Origin of the sequence: Williamsia muralis, from assembly GCF_051487485.1 — a bacterium.
In the GTDB taxonomy this organism is placed as follows: Bacteria; Actinomycetota; Actinomycetes; order Mycobacteriales; family Mycobacteriaceae; genus Williamsia; species Williamsia muralis_B.
On record NZ_JAHVCV010000001.1, the window covers coordinates 170,252 to 182,926 of the forward strand.

The window sequence follows — 12,675 nt, forward strand, 5'->3', positions numbered from 1 at the left end:
TGTTGAGGTGCACAGCTACCTGTGCAGACTCAGATGTTCGTCAGAACGGTGGTTCGTCGTCCCCGCCACCGAACGAGCCGCTGGCAGGCGCGCTGCCCCACGGATCGTCGTTCTGTGCGGCCGCACCCGAGTTCGCAGCAGCGCCGCGGTTTCCACCGCCGCTTCCGCCGGAACCGAAGTTGCCGCCGCCTCCGCCACCGCCGCCGCGCGAGGCCCGATTGACCTTTGCGGTGGCGTAGCGGAGCGAGGGACCGATCTCGTCGACCTCGAGCTCCACCACGGTGCGCTTCTCACCCTCGCGGGTTTCGTACGACCGCTGCTTGAGCCGGCCGGACACGATCACTCGTGAACCCTTGGTGAGAGATTCGGCAACATTCTCGGCGGCATCGCGCCAGATGTTGCACCGCATGAACAGCGCTTCGCCGTCTTTCCATTCGTTGGACTGCCGATCGAACGTGCGTGGCGTGGACGCCACGGTGAAGTTCGCGACGGCTGCACCGGACGGCGTGAACCGGAGTTCCGGATCTGCCGTCAGGTTTCCGACAACGGTGATGACGGTATCGCCTGCCATGTGTATCTCCCGAGTTCAGTTGCGGTTGCGCAGTGGTGTGGGTCGATGTGCACCGAGCCTAGAGCTCGGCACCGACACGCATTGGACGTTCGAGCGAGCCCGATCGGACCACTCGAACATCACGAGCTACTTGGCCGGCTTGGCCGCAGCCTTGGCAGCGTGCTTCGCAGCAACCTTGGCGCGGCGCACCTTGGCACGCTCGTCCACGCGCATCACCTTGGTGCGCAGCACGGACTCGTTCAGCTTCAGCTGGCGATCGAGCTCGGTGACCGTCTTGGGCTCGGCATTGAGATCGACGACTGCATAGATCCCCTCAGTGTGCTTGAGGATTTCGTAGGCAAGACGGCGCTTGCCCCAGACATCGACGCCCGCAACATTTCCGCCATCCTGGCGAATCACATTGAGGAAAGTATCCAACGATGGAGCTACAGTTCGCTCATCCAGGTTGGGGTCAAGAATGACCATCAATTCGTAGTGACGCATAAGACCTCATCACCTCCTATGGACTAGGTCGGCCACGGACGATCCGTGGCAGGAGGGTCGCCTGCGTCGGCAACCGGCCCAGACTACCTCAACACTGCTTGACCAGCGAAATCCTGACCGGCACCGACCACGGGCTCACGGACCGGGCGCGCCTCGGCCCATCCGCACCCCCTACCCTGTAGGCCATGCCTTCGCCGTCCCCTGCACCTACCTGGGAATTGACGACGACATCGCGACCGGGCTGGCGAGCCCGGATCAGCGCCGGGCGCGGCGAACTGCTGCTCATCCTGACGCTCGCACTGTTGGTCAGCTCGCTGTTCATGTGGCTCGGTTACCTGGGCAAGGCCACCTGCGGCGGCCCTCCGTTCGACGAGTCCGGCCGCAGTGCGCTCTGGCCGGTCGGTTCGAGCGAGATCATCATGCCCTGCTATTCCGACCTGCAGTTCCTGTGGATCGGACGTGACATCAACAATCACGTGTTCCCGTACATCCACGGCGGCATCACCGACAACGGGGTGCTCTTCGGAGGCGTGGTCGAGTATCCGGTGCTGTCGGGACTGCTCATGTACTTCGGCGCCAGCGGCGCCCACACCGACACCGAGTTCCTGACCCAGTCCGCGATCCTGCTCGTACCCTTCGGGATCCTGATCGTCATCCTGCTCGCCCTGCTGGCCCGCTGGTACGTGATGCTCTGGGCGGCCACTCCCCCGCTGATCCTCTACGCGTTCCACAATTGGGAACTGCCAGTGGTCGCGACGTCGGTGGGCGCCATCGCGGTGATGATCCTCGGCGCACGGATCAATCCGCGGACCGGCAAGCCGTGGTTGTCGTTGCGGACCAGCGCGCTCTGGGCGTCCTTCATCCTCTCGATCGGCTTCTGTCTCAAGATCTACCCCGGCTTGTTCGTGCTGCCGTTGGCCATCTTTGTGCTGACCCGCGCGATGGCGCCCGACTCCGAGGCGAGTGGGTCTGCGTCGCTGCGCACCCGGCTGACCCGCCGGTCCCTGGATTGGACCGGTGCCGCCGGCGTCGTCGCGGTCGCGGTCATCACCGTGATCGCCGTGCAACTGCCGTTCATGATCGCCGGGTTCAAGGGCTGGCAGGCGTCCCTGTCGTTCCAAGGCAAACGCAAGGCCGCGATCGACACCAACTCCATCTGGTATTGGGGCGTGCGGCATCTCACCGGCTCGGGTCCCGACGACCATCCGAGCCTGTACAACTCGGTCGTCGGGGTGGCCTCACCACTGCTGATCATCGTCGCGCTGGGTGTGGCCGTGTGGCTGGGGCTCAGACATTGGCAGCGCGGCAACGTCTTTCCGTGGATCGGGGTGAGCGCCGCGATGCTGGCCGGGTTCATGCTGTTCCACAAGGTACATTCGCCGCAGTACACGCTGTGGATACTCCCGTTCTTCGTGCTGCTCAAGGTCGATTGGCGTCTGGTCGCCCTGTATTTGGTCGGCGACCTCGCCCTCGACCTCACCATCTTCCGGATGTTCGGGTACCTCACCCGCGGCGAGCCGACGGTGTGGTGGGTTGATGCCGGCGTCCAGTTCGGAGTGTGGTCCCACGTGTTCTGCCTGGCGATCCTGATCTACCACTTCGTCGGCCGGCCCCTGCGAGTCCCACCGAAAAAGGTCTCGCCCCCGGCCTCGACGGCCGCTACCGTACCCGCATGACCTGGTACACCGCCCCCACGCTCTCCGGCGCCCGAATCCTGTTGCGCGAGTTGGTACCCGACGATGCGCCCGCCCTCGCTGCCGCGGTGGACCGACCTGAGGCATTCCGATGGACAACGGTGCCCGGCGACGTTGCCTCCGCCGAGCGTTACATCCAGACCGCCCTCGACACCCCGGACCGTGTCGCCTTCGCGGTGGTCGAACAAGACAGTGGTCGCGTGGTCGGCTCCACGAGCTACTACGACATCACTCCCGACTACCGCGCGCTGGCCATCGGCCACACCTGGTACTCGGCAGCCGTACACGGCACCGCGGTGAACCCGGAGGCCAAGCTGCTGCTGCTGCGCCGCGCCTTCGAGGACCTGTCAGCCGTCAGAGTGGTGTGGCATACCGATGAACGCAACGCGCAATCACGGGCCGGCATCGCCAAACTCGGTGCCACGTTCGAGGGTCTGCTGCGCAAGCACCGTCCACTTCCCGATGGAACATGGCGCACCACAGCGCAATACGCGATGACGGACGACGACTGGCCCGCCGTGCGAGAAGCCCTCTCCAAGAGACTGGAACGATGAGACCGGCCTGAGGGACCGCCTCGTCACTACCCGTTCAGGTGCGACAGGTCACGTGCGCGAGGAGACCGCCATCGAGTCGGTGGTCGGATCATCTGGCGCCGGACGGGTTCTCACCTTGATCCGCCTCGGCCACGGCAGCCGGTCCGGAGCCCTGTCGAGCACCCCACCGCCGGGGTCGTCCACGGCCAGGCTCTGCCATCCGGTGCCACGCCGAACCAGATCGTCGGTCGGGTGATAGATCTGCCAGATCACCAACGCGCACAGTGCCAGCACCGCGAAGTCCCGGACCACAACAGCGGACAGGAACCACTGCTCGGGCAAGCCGTCGTCCGTTTCCTGGAACAGGTACCACATCATTCGCGGCACCCAGACGAGTGCGTCGATCAGCATCCACGTCAACAGGATTCGCGTGTGCGGCAGGGCCAGAACCGCGAGAGGCACCAGCCACAGCGAGTATTGCGGACTCCACACCTTGTTGACCAACAGGAACCCGGCGACGGTCAGAAAGGCCAACTGGGCCAACCGCGGCCGAAGCGGTGCGTGGAAGCCGATGAACGCGATGCCGATACAGACCACCACGAACAACGCCATGCTCACCGCGTTCAGCAGAGACGGCGGCTGCCCCGGTTGGTTGCCCCACTGGTAGTCGGTGACAGCCGACACCACGTTGTAGATCGTGTCGGGATCGGTACCCCGAGAAGAGTTGTGGCGGAAGAACTCGGTCCAGCCGCGAAAGTGCAGGACCATGATCGGCAGGTTGATGATCAACCAGGTCGCGGCGGTCATCAGAGCGGTGACGGCGAAGTCGCGGACCTTACCCGCACGGAGACAGAGCACCAGCAACGGGACCAACAGCAACCCGGGGTAGAGCTTGGCCGCGATGCCGATTCCGAGGAACACCCCCGTCATCCACGGATTTCGTCGGGCCCACGCCAACATCGCCAGGGCGAGCGCCGCAGTGGCGATGGCATCGAAGTTGGTGAAGATGTGGACCACGACCAGAGGAGAGACAGCTGCGAGCGTCACGGCCCACACCCTGCGCCCTGCGGTGAGCGCGGTGGCCCAGATGGTCACCAGCCAGCACAATGCCAGTCCCAGCGCCACGAGGTTGAAGAAGACCACCACGTCCAGCGCGCTGGGTAAGCCCCAATTGTCGTGTGCCCATTGCCAGGCCTCGGTGGCCTGAGCTGCGCCGTACATGAACATCCCGGTCAGTACCGGGTACTCCATGAACCGCTGCTTCTGTCCTCCGGCGCCGTTGTCCTCGTACCAGAACGTCTTGTACGGGAGTGCGCCTTCGTTGAGTCGTTCGGCGCTGTAGAGCGGGATGGTGTCGGCGTAACACATCGCGGTGTACTGGCGGTGGTCCGACCAATCGAGTGTCTGTTCGCCGGTCGTCTTGTCCGGAGCCTGTTGCAGGCAGCCGGCTTTCGCGTACCAGCCCAACGCCATGAACACGAGCGCGATCAGGAGCATCACCCGGATCGGCGTCCAGCCGGGACTGCGCCCGACCACCGCGTGCAGACCGACCGGGCCACCGATCACCATGCTGCCCGGAGAAGCGATCGGATCGGTACGGCTCGGCAAGACGCGTGTCGTCGCCTCCCGACGATCGGCCGCCGGCAACGCAGGCGACTCGAAGACGTTCAAGTGTTCCGTCGCTGCCGAACCGTCATCGTCGCGCACGTCGTGCGACGTCGGTTCGGTCGCTCCCCCGTCGGTCATCACCCCGCTCGCTCAGCGGGTACCTGTGGACGGTCCACCCTCTTCGGGTGGGAGTACCGGCTCTGTCTCCGTCTCGGTGTCAGGGTCGGGACCGCCACCCGGAAGTGGGATCACCACGCCGGGGCCGATCGTCACGCCCGGCCGAGTGGTGGTGGTCGGCGGCGTCGTGGTGGTCGGCACCGTGCGCGTGGGGGTGTAGGTCTGCGGCGGCGGCTCATAGGGAACGCCTGCGACTCCGCCGATCTCGCCCGGCTCCGGGAACTCCTCGATCGGCTGGCCGTCGAGAGCCCGGTTCATCGCTGTTCGCCAGATCTGCGCCGGCAGGCCTGACCCGTAGATCGTTGCGCCGGTGTAGTTCTTGAGCGCGGTGCCCTTGTCGGTACCAACCCACACTGCCGTCGACAGCTGCGGCGTGTACCCCACCATCCAGGCGTCCTTGTTCAGCCCGGTGTCGCCGAGCTGGGTGGTGCCTGTCTTGGCGGCAGAGGGCCGCTCACCCCCGTCGAGAGCGTTGCCGTTCGAGTACGAGGCGATCGGTTCCAGCGCAGCCGTGGTGTTGTCGGCCACCTCGGCCGGCAGCCGACGTTCACCCGCATTGTCGGTGCGCTCGTAGAGCACTTGGCCCTGCGAGTTCTCGACCTTCTGGACGAAGTGCGGGGCGTGGTACATGCCCGACGCCGCGAGGGTCGCGTACGACGACGCCATGTCGATGACGCGAGATGCGTACTGCCCGAGCACAACACCACCCTCGACTCCGCCGTCGGGGTTCTGCAGTGTCTTGGCGCCGTCGGCCGCCACCTCGGGGATGCCCGCGCGGTGAGCCGCATCCGCGACCGCGGTGGGTCCACCGTTGAGGTCCATCATCAGGCGGTAGTAGACGGTGTTCAGCGACATCTTCATGGCCGTCGCCAGGTTGCACGACCCGCAGGATTCGCCGTCCGAGTTGGTGACGGTGAGGCCGCCGGGTCCCTCAAATGGCGCCGAGCTGTAGGTCTTCGACAGCGGGATGCCCTGCTCGAGTGCTGCCACCAGAGCGAACACCTTGAACGACGAGCCCGTCTGCAGATTGGCCTGCGCGTAGTCGAATCCGTTGCCGTCGTTGCCACCGAAGTAGCCCCGGACCGCACCGGTCCGTGGATCGATCGACACCACAGACGTCCGCAGCTCGGGCGGCTCACCCTCTCGGAGGTCGTTCGCCGCGGTGAAGTTCGCCCGCTGAACCTGGGGATCGATGGTGGTGGTGATGCGAAGACCGCCGGTCCGGATCTCCTCCTCGGAGATGTTGAGTGTGCCGAGCTCGGCCAGTACCTGCTGCTTGATCAGCCCGTTGGGTCCGTCGCTCGCCGGGTCGCCGGCAACGGCCTGGGTATCGACGACCTTCGGGTACTCCTGCGCGTCGGCCTCTTCCCTGTTGATCGCGCCGATCGTGACCATGCCGTCGAGCACGTACTCCCAGCGCCCTTCGGCAGCCTGGAGGTTGGTTGCAGGGTCGTAATAGGAGGGAGAGCGGATCGACGACGCGAGCACAGCCGCCTCCGACAGCGTGATGTCGGCGAGGTTCTTGTTGAAGTACGCCTTGGCCGCTGCCGAGACACCGTAGGCGCCGCGACCGAAGTAGATGGTGTTGAGGTACGCCGCGAGGATCTCTTCCTTGGTCCACTCGCTGGACATCTTCGTGGAGATCGCAAGTTCACGGAACTTGCGCTGGTAGCTGGCTTCGTCGCCGGTCAGTACGTTCTTCACGTACTGCTGGGTGATGGTCGAGCCACCACCCGCGTCCTCGCGACCGGTCACCTTGCCCCACGCCGCGCGAGAGTAACCGCGGATCGAGAAGCCCGAGTTGCTCGCGAACTCGCGGTCCTCGGCTGCGATCACGGCCTGCTGCAGCACCTGCGGGATCTCGGTGATCGGCACATCGGTGCGGTTGCCCTCCGGCGGCACGATTCGCGCGAGTTCGCCGCCGCGGGTGTCGACCACCGTGGCGATCTGACTCTGCTTGATGTCGCCGGGTGCGGGCACCTCGGCGCCGGCGTAGGTCACCAGGAACACCGCTGCCATCACCAGCGCGAAAGCGGGGAGCAACGCGCCGCCGAGACCGACGATCCAGGCGACTGCCTTCTGCCACCGTCGCTTCTTCTCGACCGGGTTGCTGCTGGAGGGAGCGCGGCCGCTGCCGCCATGCTCCGAGGTCCAACCGGACCGGTTGGGTCCGTCAGGGCCATTGCTCACAAGTACTTCTCCATACCTTCAGTGCCGATCCCTTTTGAGCCCATTCCCTCTGGGCCACCGCCGGCACCCACGTCAGTGGCTGCATCGGCTGAACTGTTCGCCATTCGACCCCCCGCTACCCGCCGGGTTCGCCGTACCCGTGGACGCGGAGGCAAGCCGGACACGTACGACTGGACCAGGTGGTTCCAGCTGCAGGTCCGGCACACCTCGACCACATGCACCGAGAACTCCTCCTGGCTCACGGCCAGGCGGAGGATCTCCTCGGTGGTTCGCGCCGACCCCGACACCTGCCCGAGCTTGTCGCCGAAAACCCAGGACACGATGGTGACCTGTTCTTTCCGGCAGATCGGGCATCGCACCGAACTGGGACGGCCGTGAAACTTCGCTGCACGCAGCAGGTAGGGGCTGGCATCGCACACCTCGGCAACCCCGGTACGTCCGGAGTAGACCTCGGCCAGCCGGGACTTGCGCTGTAACGCGTAGTCCACCACCTGTCGCTGCAATCGCACGAATCAAGAGTACGTGCCGCCGACTCGGAAGATTTGGCGGTTCGGCGCTGCCAGGACCGCAAAAGGGCTCCGATCGTCGCTGCTGACGGCCCAATTTTTGCGGCACCGACCGTTCTCGACGCGTGCATGTTGCGGATAAGCCCAGTTCAGACGCAGTTTCCATCCCGGTTATATCGGCGCGATACATATGTGTGTAGCATCTGCGGTACAGGTTTCTGCAACACGTTGAACGGAGGTGCGATCGGAGATGCTCGAACTCGCGGTACTCGGTTTGCTCCTCGAATCCCCGATGCATGGCTATGAGCTGCGTAAACGGCTCACCGGACTGCTCGGGGCGTTCCGCGCGTTTTCGTATGGATCGCTGTACCCGTCACTGCGCCGCATGCAGGCCGACGGTTTGATCGCTGAGGATTCGGGCCCTCCGGGAACGCTCAAACGACGCGCTCGCCGCGTTTATGCGCTCACCCCGAAGGGACGCGAACGGTTCGCCGAACTGGTCGCCGACACCGGACCGCAGAACTACACCGACGACGGCTTCGGGGTGCATCTCGCATTCTTCAGCCGGACTCCCGCGGAGGCGCGCATGCGCATCCTCGAGGGTCGTCGCCGGCAGGTGGAAGAGCGGCGCGAAGGTCTCCGAGAGGCCGTCGGACGTTCGAACCGCACAGTGGATCGCTACACCAAGCAACTCCATCAGCTGAGTCTCGAATCCAGTGAGCGTGAAGTTCGCTGGCTCAACGAACTCATCGCCGCCGAGAGTTCGGAATGGGCCGGGGAGTCGACCAAGACGTCGAGGAATCCCGGACCGTTGCCGACCGAGGCGGTTACGACAGAACCCGAAACAACTTCGGTTACACCACACAAAGAAGGGGAACCCGACCATGGGTGACAACACAGTACGCGTGGCAATTGTTGGCGTGGGTAACTGCGCCTCATCCCTGGTCCAGGGCGTGCAGTACTACAAAGATGCCGACGAGAACGCTTCCGTTCCGGGCCTCATGCACGTGAAGTTCGGCAAGTACCACGTCCGCGACGTCGAGTTCGTCGCCGCATTCGACGTGGACGCCAAGAAGGTCGGCTTCGACCTCTCGGATGCCATCTTCTCCAGTGAGAACAACACCATCAAGATCGCCGACGTGCCGCCCACCGGCGTCACCGTGCAGCGGGGCCACACCCTCGACGGGCTCGGCAAGTACTACCGCGAGACCATCACCGAGGCCGACGGCGAGGGCGGCGATGTCGTCCAGACCCTGAAGGACGCCAAGGTCGACGTGCTCGTGTCGTACCTGCCCGTCGGTTCCGAGCAGGCCGACAAGTTCTACGCACAGTGCGCCATCGACGCGAACGTCGCGTTTGTCAACGCCCTCCCGGTCTTCATCGCCAGCGACCCCGTGTGGGCCAAGAAGTTCGAAGATGCCGGTGTGCCGATCGTGGGCGACGACATCAAGAGCCAGGTCGGTGCCACCATCACCCACCGCGTGATGGCGAAGCTGTTCGAGGACCGCGGTGTCACGCTGGACCGCACGTACCAGCTGAATGTCGGCGGCAACATGGACTTCAAGAACATGCTCGAGCGTGAGCGTCTCGAGTCCAAGAAGGTCTCGAAGACCCAGGCCGTCACCTCGAACCTCACCGGTTCGCTGGCGGGCAAGATCGATGACAAGAACGTTCACATCGGACCGTCCGACCACGTTGCGTGGCTGGATGACCGCAAGTGGGCCTACGTCCGCCTCGAAGGCCGCGCCTTCGGCGACGTGCCGCTGAGCCTCGAGTACAAGCTCGAGGTCTGGGACTCCCCCAACTCGGCCGGCATCATCATCGACGCCGTCCGTGCAGCGAAGATCGCCAAGGACCGCGGCATCGGAGGACCCATCCTCCCGGCCTCGGCCTACCTCATGAAGAGCCCGCCCGAGCAGCTCGCCGACGACGTCGCGCGCAAGCAGCTCGAAGCCTTCATCATCGGTGCCGACGCCTGATCTGATCTGACAAGCTCCACCCGAGAGCCGCACACCTTGTAGAAGGTGTGCGGCTCTTGGCATTCCCGGTGCACAACGGGCCTTCATGGCCAAAGATGTCGACTATGACCAGATGGGCCACCTCTCGCCGGTTGCAGCTCGCCGTCACGGCACTCTCGACAGTCCTCATGATCTCCGCCTGCGGGGACGACAGCGAATCGTCGAGTCCGGAAGGCGACTTCTCGGGTCCACCGCCTGCCAATTCGGCTGTGGCGGTGAGCGAGCAGCAGATCGATGACGCCATCGACCGGGTGCCCGAGCTCGCCGAGGGCATCATGTCGAAGACGAAGATCCCCGGCCTCGCGGTGGCAGTTGTCCGGGGCGGGGAGGTGGCCTTCGCCGAAGGTTTCGGGGTCAAAGAGGTCGGCAAGGACAGCAAAGTGGACGCCGACACCGTTTTTCAGATCGCCTCGCTGTCCAAATCGGTCGGGGCGACCGTCATCGCCGAGCAGGTCGGCAAGGGCGTTGTGGAATGGGAAACCCCCGTCCGTCAGAACCTGCCGTCGTTCACGATGAGCGATCCCTGGATCAGTGACCACGTGACCATCGCCGACATGTACACCCACCGGTCGGGGCTGCCGCTTCACGCGGGAGACGTCCTCGAAGACCTCGGCTACGGGCAGCAGGAGATCCTGAGCAAGCTGGCACAAGAGCCGATCGAGGCGGCCAACTTTCGGGTCCACGACGCGTACACCAACTTCGGCATCACCGCGGCCGCCGAATCCGTCTCCGTCGCAGCCGGAACCGACTGGGCGACCCTGAGCCAGAACTCGCTCTACGGGCCGTTGGGTATGACCAACACCAGTTCCCGCTTCGCCGACTACATGGCGCACACCGATCGCGCCATCCCCCACACGCTGGTCGGCGACAAGTACCAGCCCAAGTTCCAGCGTGACCCCGACGCCCAGACCCCCGCCGGCGGCGTCTCGTCGACGGCCAACGATCTCGCAAAGTGGATGAACCTGGTTCTCGCCGGTGGGGAACACAACGGGCAGCCTTTGGTCGAGAAGGAGCCGCTGGTCGCGGCATTCACCAGCGAGTTCGCACACGGCCCCGGCCAGGACACGTCGTTCCGATCGGGCACGTCCGGATACGGGGTGAACGTCAGCACCACATCGTCCGGACGCGTGATCAACAGCCACTCCGGTGCGTTCAACATGGGGGCGGCGACCAACTACGTGGTGATCCCGTCCCTGAACGTGGGCATCGTGGCCCTGAGCAACGCCGGACCGATCGGTGCAGTCGAGGCGTTGACCGCCGAGTTCGTCGACCTCGTCCAATACGGGAAGATCACCCGGGATTGGGTCGCGGGTTATGCACAACTCACCGCCGAGCCGGCCGAGGGTGAACTCGCGGGCAAGCAACGACCCGCCGACGCGGCCCCGCCCGGACCGCTGCCGCGGTACGCCGGCACATACGCCAACCCGTATTGGGGCGAGGCGACCGTGGCACCGATGCCCGACGGCAACCTGCAACTGACCATCGGACCGGATCGGGTGCAGTACACGTTGACGCCGTGGAGCGGAGACACCTGGACGTTCATCCCCACCGGCGAGATGCCGAACCCGGGCACGGTGTCGCAGGCAACGTTCAACGGCAGCACGGTGGTACTCGAGTACTTCGACGACAACGGTCTGGGAACGTTCACGAAGTCCTGAACCGCGCGGCTGTCAGGGCGAAACGACGAAAGACCCACCGAATACTCGGTGGGTCTTCGTCGGTTGCATCGGGGATGTCTGTGGATCAGCCGACCACCGTGGTGTCGTAATAGCCGTCGCCGTCGGTGTCGACGTGCACGGTGTCGATGTAGCCGTCGTTGTTCGCGTCCTCGTGCATCTCGTCGGCGAATCCGTCACCGTCGGTGTCGTACTCCTCGTAATTGGCGATGCCGTCACCGTCGGTGTCGGTGAGAGCGGTGTCGATGATGCCGTCTGCGTTGGTGTCGTAGTACTCGGTGGCCATGATGTCTCCTGTGACTCGGTGCTGTGGGTCGTGGTGTTCTCTGTCTCGGTGAAGCAGTCAGAGATAGGAGACGTCGCGATGCACAAAAGTTCCCGCGATCTTCCGGCGCCGGAAACAGCCCACGGTCGAGGGAAGAGCGGCTCTACATCTGCCAGTGCACCGGCCGCGAGATGATCTCGTTCAATCGGCGCCGGTAGTACTTGGCCGTCTCTTCCACGAACGCGCTCATCGCGGTGGCGGACGCGTCCTGGTCGCGCTCGCGCATGGCGTCGAGAACGTCCTGCTGCATCTCGACCGCAGCAAGCCGGGTCGCCATCGGGTGCTCGCTGGGTTCGGCGTCGCGCACCAGCAGCCACAGTGTTTCCATCACGATGCGCAGCGCTGGATTCCCGGCGGCTTCGTACACCCCTCGCTGGAAGACGGCGTTGTTCTCCTGGAAGTTGGCGTAGTCACCGGGGTCCTCGCGCATGCGGTCGAGCGCCAGTTGCATGGTCTCGAGCTGATCGTCGGTGACGTTCGCCGCGGCTTGACGGGCGACGATGGGCTCCATCATCAGCCGCACGTCGATGACGTCGCTGATGTTGGCGCCGTTGATCTGCAGGAACAGCTTCATCGTGTTTCCGAGCGACTCGAGCTCGGGCCGCTTTGCCACCGGGCCGCCACCGATGCCGGACTTGATCGTCACGAGGTCGCGGCTTTCGAGAAGACGCAGCGCCTCGCGGACGGTCGTACGCGCCACCCCGTGCTCGGCGACCATTTCTTTCTCGGTGGGCAGCCGCTGTCCGACGACGATCCCGCCTCCGAGGATCTGATCCGCGATCACGTTGGCCACTCGCGCGGAGATCTTCGGCGCGCGCGCCCGCGGAACGTTTTCCTCGATGGTCATGTGTTTCTCCCCCGCCTCCAAGTTCGTCTCGCAGTGCTAACCATACC

Annotated in this window: 10 protein-coding genes and 2 pseudogenes; 5 read left to right on the forward strand and 7 right to left on the reverse strand. The window is 64.8% G+C overall.

Annotation, left to right across the window (positions count from 1 at the left end; translation table 11 throughout):
• Positions 1 to 40: 40 nt before the first annotated feature.
• Positions 41 to 571, reverse strand: coding sequence for a single-stranded DNA-binding protein (locus KXR83_RS00850; protein ID WP_023958684.1), 531 nt, complete (start codon positions 569 to 571; stop codon positions 41 to 43).
• Between the two features lie 207 nt (positions 572 to 778).
• Positions 779 to 1,054: pseudogene (gene rpsF, locus KXR83_RS00855) on the reverse strand (30S ribosomal protein S6); the annotation flags it as partial.
• 185 nt (positions 1,055 to 1,239) lie between these two features.
• Here rpsF and KXR83_RS00860 point away from each other — a divergent pair.
• Positions 1,240 to 2,730 (forward strand): hypothetical protein, encoded by a 1,491-nt coding sequence (locus KXR83_RS00860; RefSeq protein ID WP_437423163.1) that lies wholly within the window; start codon positions 1,240 to 1,242, stop codon positions 2,728 to 2,730.
• The gene (locus KXR83_RS00865) at positions 2,727 to 3,302 is read left to right on the forward strand and encodes a GNAT family N-acetyltransferase (RefSeq protein ID WP_437423164.1); all 576 of its coding nucleotides are present in this window, start codon (positions 2,727 to 2,729) and stop codon (positions 3,300 to 3,302) included. Before KXR83_RS00860 ends, KXR83_RS00865 begins: the two co-directional genes overlap by 4 nt.
• Positions 3,303 to 3,350: 48 nt before the next feature.
• Here KXR83_RS00865 and KXR83_RS00870 read toward each other — a convergent pair whose 3' ends face one another.
• From KXR83_RS00870 to KXR83_RS00880, 3 genes and pseudogenes are all read right to left on the reverse strand, one after another.
• Positions 3,351 to 5,027, reverse strand: coding sequence for a glycosyltransferase family 87 protein (locus tag KXR83_RS00870; protein ID WP_437423165.1), 1,677 nt, complete (start codon positions 5,025 to 5,027; stop codon positions 3,351 to 3,353).
• A gap of 12 nt (positions 5,028 to 5,039) precedes the next feature.
• On the reverse strand, positions 5,040 to 7,085 hold the full coding sequence (locus KXR83_RS00875; protein WP_437423587.1) for a transglycosylase domain-containing protein: 2,046 nt from the start codon (positions 7,083 to 7,085) through the stop codon (positions 5,040 to 5,042).
• 284 nt (positions 7,086 to 7,369) lie between these two features.
• Positions 7,370 to 7,759, reverse strand: a pseudogene (locus KXR83_RS00880) (DUF5318 family protein); the annotation flags it as partial.
• Between the two features lie 253 nt (positions 7,760 to 8,012).
• Between KXR83_RS00880 and KXR83_RS00885 the strand changes: the two are divergent.
• The 3 genes from KXR83_RS00885 (at position 8,013) to KXR83_RS00895 (ending at position 11,438) form a co-directional block, all read left to right on the forward strand.
• On the forward strand, positions 8,013 to 8,654 hold the full coding sequence (locus KXR83_RS00885) for a PadR family transcriptional regulator (protein ID WP_038253268.1): 642 nt from the start codon (positions 8,013 to 8,015) through the stop codon (positions 8,652 to 8,654).
• On the forward strand, positions 8,647 to 9,741 hold the full coding sequence (locus KXR83_RS00890) for an inositol-3-phosphate synthase (RefSeq protein ID WP_062796329.1): 1,095 nt from the start codon (positions 8,647 to 8,649) through the stop codon (positions 9,739 to 9,741). The genes KXR83_RS00885 and KXR83_RS00890 overlap by 8 nt, the downstream gene beginning before the upstream one ends.
• Positions 9,742 to 9,845: 104 nt before the next feature.
• A complete protein-coding gene (locus KXR83_RS00895; protein ID WP_437423166.1) occupies positions 9,846 to 11,438 on the forward strand; it encodes a serine hydrolase in 1,593 nt (530 codons plus the stop codon).
• An 85-nt stretch (positions 11,439 to 11,523) separates the two neighbouring features.
• On the opposite strand, the gene KXR83_RS00900 is transcribed toward KXR83_RS00895, so the two are convergent.
• Entirely contained in the window at positions 11,524 to 11,742 is a 219-nt protein-coding gene (locus tag KXR83_RS00900) for a hypothetical protein (RefSeq protein WP_023958664.1), read from the reverse strand.
• 142 nt (positions 11,743 to 11,884) lie between these two features.
• Complete coding sequence (locus KXR83_RS00905; RefSeq protein WP_437423167.1) at positions 11,885 to 12,628, reverse strand: FadR/GntR family transcriptional regulator; 744 nt, start codon at positions 12,626 to 12,628, stop codon at positions 11,885 to 11,887.
• Between the last annotated feature and the right edge of the window lie 47 nt (positions 12,629 to 12,675).